We start from the raw sequence: 23398 nt of genomic DNA on the forward strand, positions 1-23398 counted from the left end.
AGCGATCCCGCAGGATCGCTTTTTTACATCTATTTTTCGACAGTCATCATCAGATCCATGGATTCAACAGCATCCCCGGCTTCAACGAACACTTCGTCCACCTTGCCGTCAAATGGTGCTTTGACGGAGTTCTCCATCTTCATCGCCTCCGTTATGATGATGATATCCCCTTTCTTGAATTCATCTCCTGCCTTGAATTTGATTGCGCTGACCGTACCTGGCATCTGGGCGCCGATATGGCCGACGTCAGTCGGATCCGCCTTTTTCAGTTTTGCCACTTTGGACTCGACGTTTTCATCCTTGATATATACTTTTCTTGGGAATCCGTTGAGTTCGAAGTACATCCAGCGGTAGCCGTCCTCGTGGACATGTCCGATTGAAAGGAGGTTCACGATGAGTGTCTTGCCTTTGTCAATCTCGATCTCGAGGATTTCATTCTTCCGCATGCCGAACAGGAACGTCGGTGTATCAAGAACTTCCACGTTTCCGTACCTCTGGTTCGTTGCCAGGAATTCCCTGTATACTTTCGGATAGAGTGCATATGAAAGCAGATCCTTATCCGTGATATCATGCTCACAGAATTGGGACATCTCTTCTTTGAGTTCAAGGAAATCCACAGGTTCAAGCACTTTGCCGGCACGTTCTGCTAATGGTTCCGTCCCTTTCAGCACAGTTCTCTGCAGTTCTTCATCAAATCCTGTGACCGGTCTGCCGATTTCGCCTTTGAAGAAGCTGACCACGGAATCCGGGAAATCAAGATGCGGACCGCGTGAGATGACACTTTCTTCATCCAGGTCGTTCTGTACCATGAACAGTGCCATGTCACCAACCACTTTGGACGAAGGGGTCACTTTGACGATGTCCCCGAACATCATATTGACTCTCTGATACATCTTCTTGACTTCACCGTAACGGTCTCCGAGACCCATTGATTTCGCCTGGCTGAGGAGGTTGGAGTACTGGCCGCCCGGCATCTCATGCTTGTAGATCTCAGTATGCGGGCTCTTGATGTCACTTTCAAAGTCGGCGTAGTATTTCCTGACATCCTCCCAGTACTCACTGAGCCTCTCCAGTCCCTCGATATCAGCCCGTATCTGTCTGCCGTTGCCTGACTGGGCGTAATAGAGGCTGTTCGCGCTCGGCTGGGAAGTCAGTCCGCTCAGCGCACCGAGAGCCGTATCCACGACATCCACTCCGGCTTCGATCGCCTTGGAGTACATCATGATGCCGTTGCCGCTCGTATCGTGTGAATGCAGATGGATCGGGATATCGACGGTTTCCTTGAGCTCACCGATCAGTTCGTATGCAGCTTCAGGTTTGAGCAGTCCTGCCATATCTTTGATGGCAAGGATATGAACACCCTGCGCCTCCAGTTCCTTCGCCATGTTTTTATAGTAATCGAGCGTATAGATGTCTGAGCGGCCGGGATCCAGAATATCCCCTGTATAACAGATGGCACCCTCGGCCACCTTGCCTGTTTTCAGCACCGCTTCGATCGGATGCTTCATCGCCTCAAGCCAGTTCAGTGAATCGAATATCCGAAACACATCGATGCCTGATGCGGCGCTTTCCTTCACGAATTTCTCGACCACATTATCCGGATAGTTTTTGTAGCCCACTGCATTTGAAGCGCGCAGCAGCATCTGGAACAGTACGTTCGGAATCTCCTTACGGAGCGTTTCGAGGCGTCTCCACGGATCTTCCTTAAGGAAATTGTACGCAACATCGAATGTTGCACCGCCCCACATCTCAAGTGAGAAGGCATCTTTCAGATCATGTGCCGTGTACGGCGCAATCTTTTTCATGTCATATGTGCGCATGCGGGTCGTCAGTAGAGACTGATGGGCGTCACGCATCGTCGTATCCGTAATCAGCGCATCCTCCTGTTCCTTCAGCCACTTCGCAAGCCCTTTTGGACCTTCCTTGTCGAGGATCTGTTTGGTGCCATCCTGAACTGCAGGCTTGAAATCCGGAATCCTCGGTTTTTCAAACACCGGCTTGTCGCGTTTATCGACCCCGGGGAACCCGTTCACTGTAATCGTTGATATATACTCCAGCGTCTTCGTACCCCTGTCCTTCGGCTTTTCAAATACGAACAGTGACGGTGTCGTATCGATGAACTTCGTGGAATAGTCACCTTTACGGAAACTTTCATCGCCGATGACATTTGTCAGGAACTGCAGGTTCGTCTTGATACCGCGTATGCGCATCTCTTTGAGGCTCCGTGCCATCTTATCATTCGCATCCTTGTATGTGAGGCCGTGCGTCGACAGTTTTACGAGCAGTGAGTCATAGTAAGGTGAAATGACCGCGCCCTGGAAACCGTCACCCGCATCGACACGGACACCGAAACCGCCTGCTGAGCGGTACGCCATGATTTCACCCGTATCCGGCATGAAATCGTTGAGAGGGTCCTCAGTCGTAATACGGCACTGGACCGCATATCCCATGAGAGGGATGTCTTCCTGCCCGGGCATATTGATGACCTCGCCGAACAGGCTGTTGCCGTCGGCAATCTGGATCTGTGTCCGCACGATATCAACGCCTGTCACCATCTCGGTGATCGTGTGCTCGACCTGTACCCTCGGGTTCACTTCGATGAAATAGAACTCATCACCCGCCACGAGAAATTCGACAGTACCGGCGTTCACATACCCGACCTTTTGGGACATGTCTTTGGCCGCTTCACAGATCTTTTCCCGCATTGTCTTTGTCAGTCCGACCGACGGCGCCACTTCTACGACTTTCTGATGACGGCGCTGTACTGAACAGTCGCGTTCATACAGATGGACAACGTTCCCTTCATTGTCGCCAAGAATCTGTACTTCGATATGCTTCGGACGGTCGATGTATTTCTCCAGATAGACATCGCTGTTCCCGAACGACTTGTCGGCTTCACTTTTGGCGCGCTCGTAACTGTCTTTCAGGTTGTCATCTTCTGTTACGATACGCATGCCTTTTCCGCCGCCGCCTGAAATCGCCTTGATGATGATCGGATAGCCATGCTCCTCGATGAATGCCTCGACTTCTTCATAGGACTGTACTGCACTGTCCGTACCCGGGATGACCGGAAGACCTGTGGAGAGTGCCGTTTCGCGGGCTTTGACCTTGTCCCCGAACATATCCAGGTGACGGAGTTCCGGTCCGACGAAGATGATCCCCTCCTCTTCGCACCGCTTTGCAAACTCCTTGTTTTCACTCAAAAAGCCGTAACCCGGATGGATTGCGTCCACACCGGCATCTTTTGCGACTTTGATGATGGCTTCAATATTGAGGTAGCTTTCAGTCGGAGAAAGGTCCTCCCCGACCAGATACGCTTCGTCGGCCTTGTATCTATGTAATGCCCCCTTATCTTCATTACTGTATATTGCAACCGTCGTGATATCAAGCTCTGTACATGCCCGGAATATCCGGATGGCTATCTCTCCCCGGTTCGCCGCCATGAGCTTATTGATCTTTTTCATGTTTATCCCCCTTCCACATAATAGCTAATTATAATAAATATTCAGAATATATACAATAATATTCAGCCCGAATTTTACTTTTTATAAATGTAAACGTTTTCAAAAAGACTGGCATGGCTTGCTTCATGTCCATTGCATAATGGACGGACTGTTCAGATGCGACCGGTCTCAGTGTATAATATACTCTCCGCTTTAAGTTCTGATTGTCTATTGAGATGCCTCTTCAGAGCAGCGATCATTTTTTCATCACCGGTCTTGTCATCCACCGGTTTTTCCAGGTTTTCTTCCATTATGGTGATCCACGGCGTATTTTTCATATCCAGTCCCGCCATCATTGCTGCATGCTTCCTCAGCCGGCCTGATCTGAACCGGCCAAGCCTGAATCTTTTCGCTTCGAGACCGGCGTGGAGATCAGAATAGACAGCCTGCAGAAGATATCCCTTCACCTGGATTTCATATTCCAGCGGGAAAAGATAGTTCCGCACATAATCATCAAGACAAGCCTCCATCTTCTCTTCATCGTATGAACCGGTTTCATCTATTTCCGCCATCGTCCCCTTTAAAATGACGAGTGCCGACTCAAGTTTGCCTTCAAGCTGCGTCATCATTTCAACATGTTCCCTGAGCGGCACGTACCGGCTGTCCTGTGAAGCCACTTCAGCCAGAGTGCCGAGGAGTCCGAGGGTACGCCTGTCCGTGCGGCAGCGTTCTTTCAGAAGAGATTCATCATCCAGGAGACTCCGGACTTCGTCCCTGATTATTTTTCGGGAAAGGGCAGCTTTTGCAGAGATCCCGCCCTCGATCCTCCCGTTTCGCATGGCAGCAATACGGGCAATACGGCCGGCTGCATCTTTCAAGTCGACAAAACGCCACACTTGTCCGTCTTTATGGTATGGAGAAGCATCCTCATATGCAGCATAATCTGCTGCTGCCCTGTCTCCGTCAATCAGCAGCTTTCTGCCGTGTACTGTTATTCCCATTCAAAAACTCCCCTTCTATATAAAAGACAGCCCACATATGATGGACTGTCCGTTCTTCCTTTCTGTTCCGGGACTCTATATTTCCCCTTTTTCCGTAAGCTTTTCTTTTTTGACGTGCTTGGCTGAAATGATGAGCAGTCCGATGGCTATGGATATGCTCAAAAATGAAGAACCGCCGTAGCTCAGCAGCGGCAGCGGCACGCCGGTCAGCGGTATCAGCTTGGAAATGCCGCCGAGATTTACAAACAGCTGGAAGGTGATATAGATCGCGACCCCCATACAGACGAGACTGTAGAATTTATCTTTTGAGATCGCAGCATATCTCAATGCTTTTATGACGATGACCAGATAAAGGACGAGTATGACAATGACGCCGATCAGACCGAGTTCTTCCGCGATGACCGCGAATATGAAGTCGGTGTGCGGTTCCGGCAGATAGCCGAGCTTCATGATGCCGTTCCCGAGTCCGGTGCCTGTAATCCCTCCGTGTGAGATGGAAACGAGCGCATTGGTCAGCTGATAGCCTGTCCCCGTCGGATCGTTGAACGGATGCAGGAATGTATCAATCCGTGCCGACTGGTGCGGAGAGAGGATGCTCCCTTTGATCAGATAGATGATCACACCGACGGCGCCGGCGGCGAGTGACAGTGCCGTGCCGACTTTCAGCAGGAACCTCAGCGAAATGCCTGAATAGATGAATATGCCGGCGATGATACCGACAATGACAAGCCCCGTGCCGAAATCATTGGAGATGACGAGCATCGTACACATGCCAATGAAGCCGACGGGGGCAAGATGCCCCCATTCCAGCCGTTTCAGCCGGTCTTTCTTGCGGTCATAAATATATGACAGATACAATATCGTCACTATTTTGAAGAACTCGGATGTCTGGAAGTTGAATCCGGCAAGGCGGATCCAGTTTTTCTCACCGTTCACTTCCGTGCCGAAAATGACTGTGACGATCAGCAGAAGCAGTATGGCCACTGTCGCAAGCATCTGGAAGTATTTATTCCTGAGGAATTCCCCTGACATGAAATATGCCATGACGAAAACAATGCCGTAGCCAAGTATCATGGATACTATCTGCCTGGTATAGTAATGGCTCGGATTCCCGCCGGTGATATCACTTTTTGAAGCAACCACCATGCTGGCGCTGTATATCATCGTCAGCCCGATCAGACTGAGCAGAACATATGTAATCACAATGGTGAAATCCACATATTTGGAATACACTTTAACGTAGTTGAAGAAGTCCTTAATGAATGTCAAACTAATCCCTCATTTAAAAAAAGTCTAAAGATCAAAATCTCTTTAGACTCTATTCTCGTCTCTCATATATGCATCATGTACTTTGGAAACTTCCTGTTCAAGCCGTTCCAAAAGTTCATGTCCAACTACCGGATCAATCAGGCCAAGCCTGGATGCGAAGTGCACTTCCTTGGACAGGCCGAACATCTGTGTGTCTAGAACCTCTTCATAGACAGGACACTGGGGCATCGTCAGATTATCCATCTGAACCTCTATGAGCTGGACAATCTTCTCCGCGTCCTTCTCGAGCTGCTCATATGCCTGTTTACTTAATTCTTCTTTACTGGACACGAAAAAATCCCCTTTCCTGGAACTCTCTATAAAATTCTATCTCACAGAGTCCAAAAAAGCAAGCAATTACAGAGTTCATAAAAGTGCAAATGTCATTTATTTTCAATCTGCAAGTCTGTTATAATTATAGCGTAAGGAGAGAAGATAATGATTATACAAATATTGGGCAATGTCCGCTATCAGATTACACTGGACCCATCCGCATGGATATTCGACGACCGCAAGGAAGAGCTTGAGAAAGTGCTTGCAAAAGAAACAGATAAGGAAGAGATCAGGTTCGAGGACTCGAAGGAATGGAACCGTCAGATCATAGAGGGTTCATCCAAGCCGCCGACTCTCAAATCAGAGAAGAAATTCAAGAAGAAGGACCTTCTGGAAGGAACATTCATCATCTGCCTGGAGCCGTTCTTCTTGTATACGGAACCCGAACGCGGCGAAGACGCCATGATCACCTTCACTCATGACGAAGGCGCATCCATCATCCCCTACAGTGACCGCCGCCTCATATATGCACAGTTCAGCCACGAAGGCAGACGTCTCTATGACGACGGCATGGTGGATATCCTGGTCATAGAAAACGGGGAGATAAAGGAAAAGCTAGTCCATGTCACAGGCATCAAGTTCGATTGACGACAGACATTCCGGCAGCCGTAACGGCTGCTTTTTTTGTGCCAAAAATAAGAGCACCCCCGCAGAAGGTGCTCCGAAATCCGGTATATCATTTTTTGGAGGTTTTGATGTTTCCCGCTTTCCTTTCCTGATGAAGCCTGAAACGGTACAGGCCGAGGACGACTGCCGCAACAGCCAGACTTTCGGCCACCGGCAGGAATGCTCCAAAGAACGTCAGCATGATGCAGCCGACGAACATGACGATGTATATCACTACGTTCTGCCAGAGTTTTATCTTTCTGGCAAATCCGAGGACATACACAAGTATGCATAACAGATAGATTGTGATGAATAAATACCACATGCCTGTCTGGGGATTGGTATCCAGACCGTAGATTCTGCCGAAAAATGTCAGCCGCTCAGTGACGTTGACATTCATCAAGACTGGGAGAAACAATTAGACTCACTCCGCTTCAAGTTTGTACTTATTTTGCTTTTGCGCTTTTTCACGTTCACTTTTTCCAAGGATCTGCTTTCTGAGGCGCACTGTTTCCGGCGTCACTTCCACCAGTTCATCCTCGTTGATGAATTCGAGCGCTTCCTCAAGTGTCAGTATTCTCGGCTTTTTCATCGTGGACGTCTGCTCTTTCGTTGCAGAGCGGATGTTGTTTGCCGCTTTGACCTTGGTGATGTTGACGGTAAGGTCATTGTCGCGCGTATTCTGTCCAACGATCATGCCTTCATATACTTCCGTACCCGGCTCCATGAAGTTCTCTCCCCGGTCTTCGAGCTGGAGGATTGCATATGTTGATGCCACACCTTTGTCCATGGATACCAGCACGCCGTTGTGGCGGCCGCCGATGCGTCCCTTGAACAGTGGACGGTAGTCTTCGAATGTGTGGTTCATTATACCATATCCGCGCGTCATTGACATGAACTCGGTACGGTATCCGATGAGTCCGCGAGCCGGTATATCAAACTGGATGCGTGTCTGTCCGTTGCCTGTGTTCATCATATCGATCATCTCGCCTTTTCTCTGTCCGAGTGACTCGATGACACTTCCTGTATGCTCTTCCGGCACATCGACCTGTACACGTTCATACGGTTCGCATTTTACGCCGTCCACTTCTTTGACGATGACTTCCGGTTTTGAGACCTGGAGTTCATAGCCTTCACGGCGCATGTTCTCCACAAGGATGGACAGATGGAGTTCGCCGCGGCCGGAGACTCTCCACGCATCCGGACGGTCCGTCTCGTCGACACGGAGGGATACATCCGTTTCAAGCTGCTGGGCGAGGCGTTCCTCAATCTGGCGGGCTGTCACATATTTTCCCTCGCGTCCGGCAAACGGTGAATTGTTGACGGAGAATGTCATCTGCAGCGTCGGTTCATCGATGTGCAGTACCGGCAGTGCTTCCTGATGGTCGATCGGCGTGACAGTCTCACCGACGTTGATGTCCTCCATGCCGCTGACGGCGATCAGGTCCCCTGCTTTGGCACTCTCGATTTCCAGCCTGCTCAGGCCGAAGAAACCGAACAGCTTGGTCACCCTGAAGTTTTTGATGGAGCCGTCCTTTTTCATGAGCGATACGTGCTGTCCGACTTTGATCTCGCCGCGGAATACGCGCCCGATACCGATACGGCCGACGTAGTCATTGTAATCAAGCAGCGCGATCTGGAACTGCAGCGGCTCATCGCTGTTGTCGACAGGCGCCGGTATGTGCTCGACGATCATGTCATATATGGACTGCATGTTCTCATCCTGATTTTCTGCATCGAGGCTTGCCGTACCATTTACTGCCGATGCATATGCAACCGGGAATTCAAGCTGCTCGTCGTTGGCGTCAAGTTCAATGAAAAGTTCCAATACTTCATCAACGACTTCCTCCGGACGTGCGGTTTCCTTGTCGATCTTGTTGAGGACGACAAGCGGTTTGAGATTCTGTTCGAGCGCCTTTTTCAACACAAAACGTGTCTGCGGCATTGTGCCCTCGTATGCATCGACGACGAGGATGACACCATCCACCATTTTCATGATACGCTCCACTTCACCGCCGAAGTCTGCGTGTCCGGGCGTATCCAGGATATTTATTCTCGTGCCTTTGTAATCGATCGCTGTGTTCTTCGCGAGGATTGTAATACCGCGTTCGCGCTCTATATCGTTGGAGTCCATAGCCCGTTCTTCCACGTGCTCATTCTCACGGAATATACCGGACTGTTTGAGCAGCTGGTCAACAAGTGTCGTTTTACCATGGTCTACGTGTGCAATAATTGCAATATTACGGATATCTTCTCTGGAATTCATCAGGACTTTCCCTTCGTTTTTAGAATTACTCTTTCATAACTTAACTATTATATCATAATACGAACTATAATTACACCCTGCAAATACAGCGGATTCCATATAAATGCAGACGGAATTGTGGTATAATATCGGCTGAAAGCACTTCGAAAGGGATGTTTATCCATGGCTCAAAAGAAATCGAAAGCGATTTTTGCGGTGCTTGCGACACTTGCTGTTCTGATGATGGTCGCTTTCTCCGTATTCATTGCGGAAGCAATGCCGCTTCTGGCCATATTATCTGTTGTACTGTTCATCGCCATTTTCGGCATCGGTTTCACACTGAAGAAGAAGTACAGGGAAAACGGCTGGCTGTAGCACTGCAAATATCGGGCTTCTGCCCGCTGAACAGGAGGATTACGGGAAACAGGCCACTGTTTTCCTGAAATCCTCCTTTATTCATGCCGATTTTCAAACTTCTGCGTTTTGCACAAAATTCTCTCAGAGCCGACAATGGCTGTAATCCAACTGACAGGAGTGACAGAAATGAGAGAGAAGCATGAAAAACTGAAAGTGTATGAATTCCTCTACAACCGCCTGCCCTTCTCCGACACCGAAAAGCAGGAATTCCGCGCGATGCAGCGCATGGAAAAGCTGGAGGCCAGATTCGAAAGGGAACTGGCCAGGATCAAAACGCATAACATGAGTATCCACTGGCACACGGAAATGCTCATCGACAGCGACTATGAAATCGTCAATGTGCTCATCGTTACGGATTACTGCTACTACCTTTTCGTCCTGCACGATCTTGCAGGTGAATTCTATATCAATCCTTTCAACATACTCTGCAGGGACAACCATGAAGCGGCACTTGATTTGAACAGGAGCGAACGCATTTATGAAATGTTCCGCTCCCAGCTCATCGATGAAGGAAAATACCAGCGGCCCATCATTTTGAAATATGTGATGATGAACAGCGGATTCAGGCTGCAGGGCAGACGTTCTGAGCTGTTCCTCGATATGAAGAACCTGCCGTATTACCTGAAAGCGATAGAGCACTCGGCGGTGATCAGAAAAAAGAACCACCACCCGGCTTCGACAAAATTCTGAAAAGCTGCAGAGAGTACACTGTGGATATGGAAGGCTATAAAAAAGGCGTCAAATGTTCCGACTGCCATTCATTTGATATGGATATTCTGAGCAGCAGGCTTTTCATGTGCAGTGACTGCGGAGTTGTGGTGGGGGTTGAAAATCAGATCCGGGACTATTTCCTTCATTATACGAAAATAATACCGGATGAAGTGTATACAAGACGGGACATACAGGACCACATTAATATCGGCCTCACCGAATATACACTGCAGAAAGTAATAAAGTCCAACTTCAGGAAGCTGGACAATAGGGAGCGTATATATTATTTTTCGCCGTGAGCCTTCCGGTGACTGGCAATGAACTTCTCATCACTTGTGAAATACTGCTTCAGTTCTTCATGGATTCCGGGATTCCCTGCGAGCACGCTATCCTTTTTCAGGATGTTGATCTCTTCACCAAGCAGGTTTGTCGTGACACCGCCCGTTTCAGCCAGGATGATCATACCTGCGGCGTAATCCCATGGATGCAGTCTGAAGAAAAGCGCAGCGCTCACTATGCCCTGGGCCGTATTTACAAAATCGAGCGCTGCCGAACCGTAGGAACGTGTGCTCCGGGCATCTTTCACGACTTCGGTGAACGTATGCCCGATCCCTTCTTTGATCACCCAGTTCGAATTGAGCGCGATGAGCGACTTCGCGAGATGTGTATCCTGCATCCTGCCAAGGCGCACGTCATTCTTATATGCCCCTTTCCCTGCCAAGGCATGGTACAGGTTGTCATTCATGACATCAAGGATAAAACCGGCATATGGTTTGCCGTCGATATAGACACCAATGGAAATGGCGAAGTTCTGAAGCTGGTGCACAAAATTCAGTGTACCGTCAATCGGATCTACTATCCAGAGCACACCACGCGTATCTTCTACATCTGTGCCGTGGCCTTCCTCGCCTATAATCCTGTGCTCCGGCCAGTGTTCAAGTATCCGCTCGTATATGAACGCTTCGGTTTCATGATCTACATCAGTAACCAGGTCATTCGGGTTAAGCTTTGCATCAACCCTGAAATCTTCAAGCATCCTTCCTCTGATGAAATCGCCCGCTTCACTGATCAGTTCTTTTCCAAACTCGTAAATTTCCATAAATGTCCACCTCAAATGTTTGATTGCCGTTATCGATTATTCTATCATATAAGTAATGTTTTGAAAGGAGCCGCATAATGCCAGATTACCATTTTACAGAAAAAGATTTTAAAGTATTCAATATCGAGGGCCTGGAACCGCGAATGGAGGCTCTTATAGAAAATATCCGTCCGAAACTTGAGAACCTGGGGAGCCATTTCAGTGAATATCTGACAGAACTCACGGGGGAAGAACAATTTGCGCATGTGGCAAAACATGCCCGCAGAAAAGTAAACCCGCCGGATGACACATGGGTCAGCTTCAGCACAAACCCGCGCGGCTACAAGATGATGCCGCACTTCCAGATCGGACTGTTCGGCGACCACGCTTTCTGCATGTACGGGGTCATATACGAATCTCCGGACAAAAAGGCTGCTGCAGACAAGTGGCTTGACGACTTCGAGGTTTTCCGTGATTTCCCGCAGAGTTATCAAGTGTCCCTCGACCACATGAAACCGGAGAAGACAGCCCTTTCCGAGATGAGTGATGAAGATCTTGAAAATGGTCTGCTCCGACTGAAAAATGTCAAAAAAGGTGAGTTTCTGGTCGGAAAAGTATATCGTCCGGATGATGAAGCATTTGGAAGTGACGAAACATTCATCAAAGACCTGGAAACGGTGATGGACAAGCTTGTCAGGATATACTGATGATATATGAACCGGATCGGAATTGGTCGATCCGGTTCTTTTATGTAAAAATAACCCGCCACACTGAGTGGCGGGCATGGATCCTTGCAGCTTCCGCATATTACAGAATTTAGAATGAGAGGGCTGCATGGGACTGTTCGGGTTTCAACTGATTTGCGAGCGACTGTATCTCGGCCATACGGCTGATATCAAAATTGCCGCCGCTGACGATTACTCCACAATGCCTGGAATCGATCTGATCATTGTGTGACAATAAGCCCGCGAATGCAGCTGCACCTGCGCCTTCAACCAATGATTTGCCACGTTCGAGCATATTCACTATGGCGTCTGCAATTTCCTCTTCACTCACCGTTACTATGTCATCAACATAATTGTTGATGAGCGGCAGTGTATTTTCGCCAGGCTGTTTTACAGCGATGCCCTCGGCAATCGTAGAGACTTTATCCAGCTTTTTGACGACACCTCGGTGATAAGCGGTATGCATTGCAGGTGCAGCTTTTGCCTGCACTCCGATGACTTTTATATCCGGATTCACCGATTTGGCACCGACAGCGATACCGCTGATGAGACCGCCGCCTCCGATAGGCACGACGATGGTATCAATCGTATTTACCTGCTCGAGCAGCTCGAGGGCAATCGTCCCCTGGCCGGCCATGATGTCATAGTCGTCAAAGGGATGGACATATGTGGCACCGCATCTTTCCTGCTGCTTCAGCGAAGCTTCAAAAGCCTCCTGGAAACTTTCGCCGGTGAGCACGACTTCGGCACCGTATCCTCTTGTTGCTTCTACTTTTGCTTCGGGTGTTGCCTCTGCCATGTAGATCGTTGCTTTCACACCCAGTTTATATGCAGCAAGGGCAAGCCCCTGTGCGTGATTGCCTGCTGAAGCAGTGATTACGCCGCGGTCAAGTTCACTTCGGGAGAGGCGCATAAGCTTGTAGCTGGCGCCCCTGAATTTGAAAGCCCCGGTTTTTTGCTGGTTCTCCATTTTGAAATAGATGTTTTTGCCAGTGCGCAGATTCGTAGTAGCTGATGTGCGTATCGGTGTTTGATGGACTACAGGGTCCAAACGCTTCCAGGCGTCATGGACTAATCCACCAGTCAGGAAATCCCCATGTAAGTCACTCTCCTTGATCAGTTATTTTGGATTTAAATTTATATCATTTAAAAATCCCGTCGTTGGCGAGGGGTGTCACAGCTTTGGGCTGCTTAGCCTCGTATTCTTTGATTTTCTCGTCGAGCAGTAAGGTCAATGCGATGTCATCCCAGCCGTTCAGAAGTTTCTCCTTATGGTAGCCCGGGATATCAAAAGGTACGGCATTCCCATCATCATCTGTAATTTCCTGCTGCTTCAGGTCTACATGGATGTTGTATGTGCCATCCTCCGATTTCCGCATCCAATCCCTGATCTTTCCCTCATCCGCCTTGATGAGGATGATGCCGTTCTTGAATGCATTGTTGTAGAAGATATCCGCATAGCTTGGTGCAATGATCACTCTGAATCCATAATCCAGGAGCGCCCACGGGGCGTGCTCCCTGGAAGATCCGCAGCCGAAGTTTTCGCCCGCCAGGAGAACGGATGCACCTTCGAACTTCGCATCATCCAGTTCAAAACCGCCGCGTCTGTTTCCATCATCGTCAAAACGCCAGTTGTGGAATACAAACTGCCCGAATCCGGTCCTTTCGACACGTTTCAGAAACTGTTTCGGAATGATCTGGTCCGTATCCACGTTGCTTCTTTCAAGCGGGAACACCTTTCCTCTATGTTCACTGATCGCTTCCATATTCCCTCCTCCTAACTCGGCACACCGGCTGTGAATTTTCTTACATCCGTGAAAGTTCCTTCGATGGCAGCAACAGCAGCCATTTCAGGGCTGACAAGGTGCGTGCGTGCACCCGATCCCTGTCTGCCTTCAAAGTTGCGGTTTGAAGTGGATGCACAGCGCCCGCCTGCAGGAACGATATCATCGTTCATCGCAAGGCACATGCTGCACCCTGATTCCCGCCATTCGAATCCGGCATCCTTGAAGATCCTGTCCAGGCCAAGCTCTTCGGCCTGCATCTTGACGCTGAACGACCCCGGAACAACAATCGCCCGGACCCCCTCTTTGACACGGTGGCCCTTCACGATATCCGCTGCATTCTGAAGATCCGGAAGTCTGGAATTCGTACAGGAGCCGATGAACACATGATCGATTTCAATGGAAGTAATCGGCTGATCCTCCCCGAGCCCCATATATTCAAGAGCCCTTCTGACTTCATCCTTGTTCTCAACATTGGAAATTTTAGGCGTCGCCGCACTGATAGGCACGACCATGCCTGGATTCGTCCCCCATGATACCTGGGGTTCGACTTCGCCAGCATCGATTTCAAGAGTGACATCGTACTCTGCATCTTCATCCGTTGCCAGCTCCAGCCATTTCCCGGCCAGCGAGTCAAATGCCTCCCCTTCGGGCACATATTCCCGTCCCCTCAGGAATTCCACCGTTGTCGCATCGGGACTGATCAGCCCCGCACGGGCACCGCCTTCGATGGACATGTTGCAGACCGTCATGCGTCCTTCCATTGACAGGTTCCGGATTGCTTCCCCCGTATATTCAATGACGTGGCCGGTGCCGAATTTCACTCCGAATTTTGCAATGATCGCCAAAATCAGGTCTTTCGCAGTCACACCCGCTTCAAGATCACCATTCACCCTGACATTCATCGTCTTCGGTTCGGACTGCATCAAGGTCTGAGTGGCGAGTACATGCTCCACTTCACTTGTACCGATGCCGAATGCCAGGGCACCAAAGGCACCGTGCGTGGAAGTGTGGCTGTCACCGCAAACGATTGTCTTGCCCGGCTGGGTGAGTCCGAGCTGCGGCCCGATGACGTGGACGATGCCCTGGTCGGGATGATGCATATCGGCAAGCCTGATACCGAAGTCGGCACAGTTTTTCCTGAGCGTCTCCATCTGTTTCTTTGAAATTTCATCCTTGATGACATCCCGGCCCCGGGTCGGGACATTATGATCCATCGTGGCATATGTCAGGTCAGGCCGGCGGACTTTGCGATCATTCAGACGCAATCCTTCAAAAGCCTGCGGCGAAGTCACTTCATGGACAAGGTGCTGATCGATATAAATCAGATCCGGCTTATCTGCCTCTGAATGCACTATATGATTTTCCCAGATTTTTTCAATAATTGTTTTTCCCATATCAATACACCTTTTCCTTACATATATGAGCTGCAAATTGCATTCGAAATGCTTTTGGTCGAAAGATTCTCAATCACCTTTTCCACCATCTCACGGGTGCCGACTATGCGGCCGCCTTCTATATCCAGGTCGGCTGTATGATATCCGCCCTCAAGCGTGTCACTGACTGCACGTTCTATTTCATCCGCCTCGTCTTCCATCCCAAATGAATGCCGGAGCATCATTGCCGCTGAAAGTATCATGCCTAGCGGATTTGCGATATCCTGGCCGGCGATGTCGGGGGCAGACCCGTGCACAGGTTCATACAATCCGACACCGTCTGTGCGGATGCTCGCCGATGGCAGCATACCGAGCGATCCCGTCAATACTGAGGCCTCATCACTCAGTATGTCACCGAAGAGATTTTCTGTCACAATGACATCGAACTGTCTCGGGTTTGTGATCAGCTTCATGGCAGCTGCATCAACAAGCAGGTGTTCAACTTCCACCTCCGGATGGTCTCGGGCTTTCTCATCGACCACTTCCCTCCACATCCGGCTGGATTCAAGGACATTTGCCTTGTCCACGGATGTGAGTTTCCCGCGTCTCATTTTGGCCGACTCGAACCCTTTGTCAACAATTCGCTCCATTTCCTCACGGGTATACTTGAGCGTATCTATGACCGTCCGGCCGCCTTCCCTTCTTTCGCTTGGTTTGCCGAAATAGAGTCCGCCGGTCAGTTCGCGTACAATCAGTATGTCACAGCCGTCAACGATTTCAGTTTTTAATGGAGAGGAATGTACGAGGGAACTGAATCCTGTCACGGGACGCAGATTCGCAAAGAGTCCGAGTGACTTGCGTATTCCGAGCAACCCTCGTTCAGGTCTTTTCGACGCTTCCACATGATCCCATTTCGGACCTCCGACCGCACCGAGCAGCACAGCATCCGCACTGCTGCATGCCTTTACAGTTTCTTCAGGAAGCGGTGTACCATAGCGGTCGATTGCACTACCGCCGATCGCATGTTCATGGAAGATGAATTCATGATGGTGTTCACCCGCCACAGCATTGAGCACTGCTCTGGCACCTTCCATTATTTCTTTCCCGACGCCGTCACCCGGCAACATTATAATCTGCTTTTTCATCCGAACCCCTCCATCCTAAAATTTTATCCGTTGACTGCTTCCTTTTCTTTAGATGCCTGTGCTGTTATGAGATATCTGTTGACTGCATTGATGTAGGCATTTGCAGATGCTTCGATGACATCCTGTGCAGTGCCGCGTCCGTTGGTCCTCTCTCCGTTTACCAGGAGCTGTACGTGGGATTCTGCTAGCGCGTCCTTACCGCCGCCTACGGAGTTGAGCTGGTAGTCGAGCAGCTTGAGTTCTGCATCAATGAGTTCCTGTATCGTCTTGTACAGTGCTTCTACGCTGCCGTTGCCCGTCGCCGCAGTCTGCACCGTCTTACCGGCTGGTGTGCTGAGTGAAACAGTCGCCGTAGTGATGTTTGCCGTACCGTAGTTCACCTGGAAGTTTTCCAGACTGTATTTGTTCACTGCTGAATGTGCAGTCTTCGTTTCCATGATCAGAGTATAAATATCGTCATCCGTCACTTCACGTTTATGGTCGGTAAGCTCCTTGAACCGTCTGAAGGTGCTCTTCACTTCTTCATCCGTCATTTCTACACCGAACTCTTTGACTTTATCCTTGAATGCATGCTTTCCGGAATGCTTGCCCATGAACAGTGTATTCGACGATACGCCGACGAGTTCCGGCGTGATTATTTCATAGGTTTCTGCGTTTTTCAGGACTCCGTCCTGATGGATGCCGGATTCATGTGCATATGCATTGCGTCCGATGATCGCCTTGTTCGCCTGCACATACATGCCTGAAAGCTTGGCAATCAGATCGCTTGTCCGTTTGATTTCATCGAGCTTGAGCCCTGTTTCATAGTTGTAACGATCGGCGCGTATATGAAGCGCCACCGCTACTTCTTCCAACGCGACGTTGCCGGCACGCTCGCCAATCCCGTTGACGGTCCCCTCGACCTGCGTGGCGCCATTTTCAATAGCCGCCATCGTATTTGCCGCTGCCAGGCCAAGGTCATTGTGACAATGGCAGGACAGGTCAGCCTTTGCGATGTTGGGCACATTTTCCTTCATATACTTGAACATCCTGCCGTATTCATCCGGTGTAGTATACCCTACAGTATCCGGCAGATTGATCACCGTTGCACCGGCATCAATGACCTGTTCGATGATGTCCGCCATGAAATCCCAGTCGGAACGTGTGGCATCCTCTGCGGACCATTCCACCTCAGTGAATCTTTCCCGTGCATATCTGACCATATCCACAGACTGCTTTATCACTTCTTCAGGTGTCATCTTCAGCTTGTATTCCATATGGATCGGAGATGTCGCCAGGAAGATGTGGATCCTTGGGTTTGGTGTGTTTTTCAACGCTTCCCATGCACGGTCGATATCTCCTTTCCTCGTACGGGCGAGTGCTGTCACCGATACATCCGTTACAGTATCGGCGATCAGCTTCACCGCCTGGAAATCACCTTCCGAAGCGGCCGGAAAACCGGCTTCCATGACATCCACCCCCAGCTTTTCCAGCTGTTTTGCAATTTCAAGCTTCTCCATCTTATTCAGGTTGACACCCGGGGACTGTTCACCGTCCCGGAGCGTGGTATCAAAGATCCTAATTCGTGACATGAACATTCCCTTCTTTCTTTTTGCCACTGACCGGCTGTTTGACAAATGGCATCAATTCGCGCAGGTCCTGGCCTACTTTTGTGATCGGATGCTGATATTCCTTATTGTTGATCGCATTATACTGAGGGCGTCCCGCCTTGTTCTCAAGAATCCAGCCTTTGGCGAATTCACCGCTCTGGATTTCCGAAAGAACTTCTTTCATGCGCGCTTTGGTTTCGTCATTGACTACACGCGGTCCGGATACGAAATCCCCCCACTGCGCTGTATCAGAGATGGAGTAGCGCATGTTTTCCATGCCGCCTTCATACATGAGGTCCACGATGAGCTTCATCTCATGGAGACATTCGAAATAAGCGACTTCCGGCTGATAGCCTGCTTCTGTCAGTGTTTCAAACCCGGCTTTGACAAGACTTGTGAGCCCGCCGCAGAGTACCGCCTGTTCCCCGAAGAGATCCGTTTCCGTCTCTTCCTGGAAGGAAGTTTCGAGTACGCCCGCTCTCGCTGCCCCGATGCCGGCTGCATAGGCCATCGCCACGTCTGTCGCATTGCCCGTCACGTCCTGGAACACACCATACAGGGCAGGAACGCCTGCTTCCTCTTCATAAGTCCTGCGTACAAGATGTCCAGGTCCTTTCGGTGCGACAAGGAATACGTCGATATCCTCTCTTGGCACAACCTGGTTGAAATGGATGTTGAAGCCGTGGGCGAATGCAAGGGCGCTGCCTGATTTTAAGTTGTCTTTGATACTGTCCTCGTATACTTTCGGCTGATTTTCATCCGGCAGCAGTACCATGGTGACATCCGCTTCAGCCACTGCCTCAGCTACCGCTTTCGTTTCAAACCCATCTTCCTGTGCCTTCTCCTGTGATTTCCCCGGACGAAGTCCGACAACGACTTCATATCCGCTGTCCCTGAGATTCTGTGCATGGGCATGTCCCTGCGAGCCGTAGCCGACAATTGCCACTTTTTTACCCTCGAGTGCCGCTTTGTTGATGTCTTTGTCATAGAATACTTGTGTCATTATAATCTTCCTTCCAATTTTTAAGTGTAGTTTTCAATATCTTCCATATGAATGTTCCGGTTCTTTCCCGCTCAGATGCTTAATGTGCTGAAATCCTGGACCTGTCTCGCGGGCTGCTTCCCCCGGCGGAAAGCAGTAACCCCCGTCCGCTTGAGTTCGATGATGCCGTATGGCCGGAGCAGATCCGCCAAGGCATCTATCTTATCCGGCTTGCCGGTCACCTCGATGATCATGCTGTTGCGGGAGATGTCGAGCACCCTTGCCCGGAAGGGTTCGATGATGCCCTGTATCTCAGAGCGTGTTGCGCTTGTACTCCCCACCTTTATCAGTGCAAGTTCCCTGGCAACGATCGAATGATCAGTGATATCATTGACCTTCAGTACATCAATCTGCTTGTTCAGCTGTTTTGTCAGCTGTTCAATTTTGTTTTCATCCGGCACATCCACGACAAAGGTCATTTTTGAAATGCCCTCTGTTTCGGAAGTGCCGACCGTGATGCTCTCGATATTGAATGCCCTTTTGGACAGCATCCCTGTAATCCTGTTCAGGACACCGCTTGAGTTCTGGACTGTGGCTGTGATTATTCGCTGCATCTTCTCACCCCCAGCATTTCATGGTTTCCCTTGCCCGGTGCAACCATCGGGAATACCTTATCCAATTTCTGCACCCTGGCATCCACCAGCACCGGTCCGTCATAAGAGAAGACTTCCTTCATCACTGCAGGGACTTCAGTTTCATTCGAAACCCTTATTCCTCTGATGCCGAACCCTTCAGCCAGCTTTACGAAATCCGGGTTTTCAGTCATCAGTGATGAGGAATACCGTTCTTCATAAAACTTCTCCTGCCACTGCCTCACCATACCGAGCGCTTCGTTGTTGACGATGATCACTTTGATCGGCAGCCGGTGCTGTTTGATGACCGCAAGTTCCTGCATCGTCATCTGGAAACCACCATCCCCGACGATTGAGACCACCGTCTCCCGGGGACGGCCGAGCTGTGCACCGATGGCTGCCGGCAAGCCGAATCCCATCGTTCCCAGTCCGCCCGAAGTCACCCATTTATGAGGTTCATTGAACTGATAGAACTGCGCCGCCCACATCTGATGCTGACCGACGTCCGTTGTAATGATGGCCTGACCGTCTGTTTCACGGTGCAGCTCCTCAATCAGCCACTGCGGTGAAATCAGCTCATCCGAGCGTTCGAACCAAAATGGGCTGCTGTCTTTGTTATCCATCACACGCCTGTACCATTCTGTACAGTCCGTCTTTTCAATGTGCGTTTCAAGCAATCCCTGAAGTGCCTCTTTCGCGTCCCCGACCACCGGTATGTCCGTGTCGACATTTTTACCGATCTCGGCCGGGTCGATATCGACATGGGCGACTTTCGCCTCCGGGGCAAAGTGCTGCAGTGCACCGGTCAGACGGTCGTCGAATCTTGCTCCGATATTGATGAGCAGATCCGCTTCGTAGATTGCCATGTTGGCGGCGTATGACCCATGCATGCCCGCCATGCCGAGTGCCTGTTTGTGGCCGCCCGGGAAACTGCCGATTCCGAGCAGTGTGGTCGTTACCGGCAGACTGTGCTTTTCTGCAAATTCGAGCAGCTCCCTGTCGGCTCCGGCAAAATGGATGCCGGCTCCGGCCAGCAAGACCGGCCGCTTCGCCGATGCAAGTGCATCAGCCAGCCTTCTGATCTGCAGCGGATTCGGCCTGTAGGTCGGCTGATAGCCCGGCAAATGGAAATCGCTGCTGAAAGTTTCTCCGGAGATTTCCTGTGCAATGTTTTTCGGTATATCCACAACCACCGGGCCGGGTCTTCCCGTAGTCGCGATATGGAATGCTGCGTTTATGATGCGCGGAAGCTCCTTGAGATCCGTCACCTGATAGTTATGTTTCGTAATCGGTGTCGTCACCCCGATGACATCCGCTTCCTGGAAGGCATCCGAACCGATGACTGCCGTGGATACCTGACCGGTGAAGACAACCACCGGCAGCGAATCCATCATCGCATCTGTAATGCCTGTGACCAGGTTGGTCGCCCCCGGCCCGGAAGTGGCAATGACGACGCCCGGCTTGCCTGTAACCCTTGCATACCCCTCGGCTGCATGGATGAGGCCCTGTTCATGTCTGCACAGTATGTGCTGGAACGGTGCCTCCGCACGGTGCAGGGCATCGTAGATCGGAAGTACAGCACCGCCCGGGTAACCGAATACCGTATCGACATCCTGTTCAACCAGCGACTCGATGAACAGGTCTGCCCCCGTCCTCAACTTCTGCTCCTGCGCTTCAATTTTCATTTCACTCTTTGTCTGAGTTCTCATTACCACTTACCTCCTTGTATTTCACACTGGAAAGGTTCCTGTGAAAGCTTTGAAATAAAAAAGACTCTTTCCTCCCTGAAGACACCTATTTTGAAATAAGTATCAGCATGGGGAGAAAAGAGTCCTTTTTCACGGTACCACCCAAATCTGCATGCACCTTGCGGTGGATGCCTCCTGGACTGCCGCCGGCAGTCCTTTTTGGTAACGGGTGTCCTGCACCCGGCTCGGCCTATTCGATGAACTCATCTTTCAGTCCGGCACTCAGGGTCGAGAGTCATGATTATGACATTCCCGGGTTCCAGCATCTCCCGGGTCTCTGGTAAATGTCATGCGTAATCATAAGGTCCCATCGTCGTTTTCCTGTATGTGTGTCCGAAAAGTTATCAGACATTTCTGATATGTGATATTGAAAGTAATCTTATAACGTTTGGAATCAGAAATCAACACCTAAATATTAAATTATTTTAAATCGTCTGATATTTCTGATATTGTTATCGCTTACATTGCCTACATATCAAGGTTTAGGAAAAAACCAATTTTTTTAAAATATTTTTGATTTCAAAAGAAGAACCTGCCCCGAAAGTACCGGAGAGGTTCCCATCATGTTTTATTTTGTAAGGAAATCCGTTACAGCGCCCTGGGATGAGCATGTCACATTATGTGCATATTTCCCCAGCACACCTTTTTTGTACAGTTCAGGTGCTGTCCATTCTGCCCTGCGTCTTCCAATTACCTCATCAGTTACATCGAATGATATTTCCTTCTTATCGGAATCCACAGTGACGAGGTCGCCTTCACGGAGAAAGGCAATCGGCCCGCCGGCCTGGGCTTCAGGCGAGATATGTCCGACTACAAGTCCGTGTGTCCCGCCCGAGAACCGGCCGTCTGTGAGAAGTGCCACCTTCTCCCCCATGCCTTTGCCGACGAGTAGGCTGGATACGGAAAGCATCTCAGGCATTCCCGGTCCGCCCTTCGGTCCGACATAGCGGATGACCAGTACGTCCCCTTCTTTGATCTCGTTGTTCAGCACTGCGTCCGTCGCCTCTTTTTCATTATCGAAAACCCGCGCCGGCCCCTGGTGATGTTTCACTTTGACACCGGAAACCTTCGCCACTGCGCCTGTCGGTGACAGGTTCCCTTTCAGCACGATCAGCGGCCCGTCTGCACGTTTCGGATTATCAAGCGGCATGATGACATCCTGCCCCTCTTTAAGGTCGTCCACTTCCGCCAGGTTCTCGGCAACCGTCCTGCCTGTAACCGTCATGCACTCCCCGTGGATGTAGCCTTCCCTGTGAAGCATTTTCATGACGCCCTGGACACCGCCCGCCTTATACAGATCCTGCATTACATAACGTCCGCTCGGCTTCAGGTCTGCCAGATGAGGTACACTCTCCTGCAGACGGTTGAAGTCATCGATTGTAACATCCACTTCAGCTGCATGCGCGATCGCAAGGATGTGGAGGATGGCATTCGTTGAGCCGCCAAGTGCCATGACGACAGTAATTGCGTTTTCAAACGCTTCTTTGGTCATGATATCTTTTGGATATATTTCCTTCTCAAGCAGATTGTATACCGCTTCACCGGCTGCTTTTATATCCTCGGCTTTCGCTTTGGATTCAGCAGGATTAGAGGCGCTGCCGGGCAGGCTCATCCCCATCGCCTCCATCGCAGAAGCCATGGTATTTGCAGTATACATTCCGCCGCATGCACCGGCGCCCGGGCAGGCACTGCATTCGATGGCATTCAGCTCTTTGTCGTCGATATCGCCGTTATTGTGCTTGCCGACACCTTCAAAAACAGAAACCAGATCTATGTCCGTGCCGCGCAGATTCCCCGGCGCGATGGTGCCGCCGTAGGCGAATACAGCAGGCACTTCAGCATTCGCAATCGCAATTGCACAGCCGGGTATGTTCTTGTCGCACGCTCCGATGGCAACTAGTCCGTCGAGGTTCTCCGCACCGACGACCGTCTCGATGGAATCGGCAATCAAATCACGGGACGGCAGTGAATAGCGCATGCCCTGCGTCCCCATGGAGATTCCGTCAGACACTGTGATCGTGTTGAACTGCAGCGGTACACCGCCCGCTTCCTGCGCCCCTTTCTTGGCTTCAAGTGCAAGATCGTTCAGATGTATGTTGCAAGGCGTCACTTCCGCCCATGTACTCGCAATGCCAATCTGCGGTTTTGTAAAACTTTCATCGGTCAATCCGACCGCCCGGAGCATCGCCCGGTTCGGCGCTTTCACATTACTTTCAGTATAGACATGACTTTTGATCCGTAGATCTTTTTTTGTTTTTCCCTCAGTAGACATACT

General features: G+C 50.3%; 21 protein-coding genes. 5 read left to right on the forward strand and 16 right to left on the reverse strand.

The window, feature by feature from the left end:
- Positions 1-29: 29 nt before the first annotated feature.
- The 4 genes from WN59_RS08920 to WN59_RS08935 form a co-directional block, all read right to left on the reverse strand.
- Positions 30-3464, reverse strand: a complete 3435-nt coding sequence (locus tag WN59_RS08920) for a pyruvate carboxylase (protein WP_046516003.1) — start codon at positions 3462-3464, stop codon at positions 30-32.
- 152 nt (positions 3465-3616) lie between these two features.
- The gene (locus WN59_RS08925) at positions 3617-4444 is read right to left on the reverse strand and encodes a hypothetical protein (RefSeq protein WP_046516006.1); all 828 of its coding nucleotides are present in this window, start codon (positions 4442-4444) and stop codon (positions 3617-3619) included.
- Positions 4445-4519: 75 nt separating this feature from the next.
- Positions 4520-5713 carry an FtsW/RodA/SpoVE family cell cycle protein gene (locus WN59_RS08930; RefSeq protein ID WP_046516011.1) on the reverse strand — a complete coding sequence of 398 codons (1194 nt, stop codon included), beginning with the start codon at positions 5711-5713 and terminating at the stop codon, positions 4520-4522.
- A 42-nt stretch (positions 5714-5755) separates the two neighbouring features.
- The gene (locus WN59_RS08935; protein WP_017548425.1) at positions 5756-6043 is read right to left on the reverse strand and encodes a YlaN family protein; all 288 of its coding nucleotides are present in this window, start codon (positions 6041-6043) and stop codon (positions 5756-5758) included.
- 147 nt (positions 6044-6190) lie between these two features.
- Here WN59_RS08935 and WN59_RS08940 point away from each other — a divergent pair, with 147 nt between their 5' ends.
- The gene (locus WN59_RS08940; protein WP_052747368.1) at positions 6191-6673 is read left to right on the forward strand and encodes a hypothetical protein; all 483 of its coding nucleotides are present in this window, start codon (positions 6191-6193) and stop codon (positions 6671-6673) included.
- 88 nt (positions 6674-6761) lie between these two features.
- Here WN59_RS08940 and WN59_RS08945 read toward each other — a convergent pair whose 3' ends face one another.
- Entirely contained in the window at positions 6762-7091 is a 330-nt protein-coding gene (locus tag WN59_RS08945; RefSeq protein ID WP_046516017.1) for a YlaH-like family protein, read from the reverse strand.
- A gap of 24 nt (positions 7092-7115) precedes the next feature.
- On the reverse strand, positions 7116-8960 hold the full coding sequence (typA, locus tag WN59_RS08950; protein ID WP_046516021.1) for a translational GTPase TypA: 1845 nt from the start codon (positions 8958-8960) through the stop codon (positions 7116-7118).
- A gap of 159 nt (positions 8961-9119) precedes the next feature.
- Here typA and WN59_RS08955 point away from each other — a divergent pair, with 159 nt between their 5' ends.
- The 3 genes from WN59_RS08955 to WN59_RS08965 all read left to right on the forward strand — a co-directional run bounded on the left by WN59_RS08955 (position 9120) and on the right by WN59_RS08965 (position 10363).
- Positions 9120-9311 (forward strand): DUF5325 family protein, encoded by a 192-nt coding sequence (locus WN59_RS08955; protein WP_046516025.1) that lies wholly within the window; start codon positions 9120-9122, stop codon positions 9309-9311.
- A 168-nt stretch (positions 9312-9479) separates the two neighbouring features.
- On the forward strand, positions 9480-10043 hold the full coding sequence (locus WN59_RS08960; protein WP_046516029.1) for a hypothetical protein: 564 nt from the start codon (positions 9480-9482) through the stop codon (positions 10041-10043).
- A gap of 20 nt (positions 10044-10063) precedes the next feature.
- Positions 10064-10363, forward strand: coding sequence for a hypothetical protein (locus WN59_RS08965; RefSeq protein WP_046516033.1), 300 nt, complete (start codon positions 10064-10066; stop codon positions 10361-10363).
- On the opposite strand, the gene WN59_RS08970 is transcribed toward WN59_RS08965, so the two are convergent.
- A complete protein-coding gene (locus WN59_RS08970; RefSeq protein ID WP_046516037.1) occupies positions 10348-11163 on the reverse strand; it encodes an inositol monophosphatase family protein in 816 nt (271 codons plus the stop codon). The two genes, WN59_RS08965 and WN59_RS08970, sit on opposite strands and share 16 nt — an antisense overlap.
- A 77-nt stretch (positions 11164-11240) precedes the next feature.
- Here WN59_RS08970 and WN59_RS08975 point away from each other — a divergent pair, with 77 nt between their 5' ends.
- Positions 11241-11849 (forward strand): YktB family protein, encoded by a 609-nt coding sequence (locus WN59_RS08975; RefSeq protein WP_046516041.1) that lies wholly within the window; start codon positions 11241-11243, stop codon positions 11847-11849.
- Between the two features lie 109 nt (positions 11850-11958).
- On the opposite strand, the gene ilvA is transcribed toward WN59_RS08975, so the two are convergent.
- From ilvA to ilvD, 9 genes are all read right to left on the reverse strand, one after another.
- Positions 11959-12918: a threonine ammonia-lyase gene (ilvA, locus tag WN59_RS08980; protein ID WP_082099235.1), complete on the reverse strand. Its 960-nt coding sequence runs from the start codon at positions 12916-12918 to the stop codon at positions 11959-11961.
- Positions 12919-13009: 91 nt separating this feature from the next.
- Entirely contained in the window at positions 13010-13633 is a 624-nt protein-coding gene (gene leuD / locus WN59_RS08985) for a 3-isopropylmalate dehydratase small subunit (RefSeq protein WP_046516053.1), read from the reverse strand.
- An 11-nt stretch (positions 13634-13644) separates the two neighbouring features.
- Positions 13645-15048, reverse strand: coding sequence for a 3-isopropylmalate dehydratase large subunit (gene leuC, locus WN59_RS08990; RefSeq protein WP_046516057.1), 1404 nt, complete (start codon positions 15046-15048; stop codon positions 13645-13647).
- A 17-nt stretch (positions 15049-15065) separates the two neighbouring features.
- On the reverse strand, positions 15066-16172 hold the full coding sequence (gene leuB / locus WN59_RS08995; protein ID WP_046516060.1) for a 3-isopropylmalate dehydrogenase: 1107 nt from the start codon (positions 16170-16172) through the stop codon (positions 15066-15068).
- A 23-nt stretch (positions 16173-16195) separates the two neighbouring features.
- The gene (locus WN59_RS09000) at positions 16196-17743 is read right to left on the reverse strand and encodes a 2-isopropylmalate synthase (RefSeq protein WP_046516064.1); all 1548 of its coding nucleotides are present in this window, start codon (positions 17741-17743) and stop codon (positions 16196-16198) included.
- Complete coding sequence (ilvC, locus tag WN59_RS09005) at positions 17730-18764, reverse strand: ketol-acid reductoisomerase (RefSeq protein ID WP_046516067.1); 1035 nt, start codon at positions 18762-18764, stop codon at positions 17730-17732. Before ilvC ends, WN59_RS09000 begins: the two co-directional genes overlap by 14 nt.
- A gap of 71 nt (positions 18765-18835) precedes the next feature.
- The gene (gene ilvN / locus WN59_RS09010) at positions 18836-19357 is read right to left on the reverse strand and encodes an acetolactate synthase small subunit (protein ID WP_046516070.1); all 522 of its coding nucleotides are present in this window, start codon (positions 19355-19357) and stop codon (positions 18836-18838) included.
- On the reverse strand, positions 19345-21084 hold the full coding sequence (ilvB, locus tag WN59_RS09015; RefSeq protein ID WP_197073407.1) for a biosynthetic-type acetolactate synthase large subunit: 1740 nt from the start codon (positions 21082-21084) through the stop codon (positions 19345-19347). The genes ilvN and ilvB overlap by 13 nt, the downstream gene beginning before the upstream one ends.
- 607 nt (positions 21085-21691) lie before the next feature.
- A complete protein-coding gene (ilvD, locus tag WN59_RS09020; RefSeq protein ID WP_046516075.1) occupies positions 21692-23395 on the reverse strand; it encodes a dihydroxy-acid dehydratase in 1704 nt (567 codons plus the stop codon).
- Between the last annotated feature and the right edge of the window lie 3 nt (positions 23396-23398).

This window comes from Salinicoccus sediminis (assembly GCF_000986795.1).
Classification (GTDB): domain Bacteria; phylum Bacillota; class Bacilli; order Staphylococcales; family Salinicoccaceae; genus Salinicoccus; species Salinicoccus sediminis.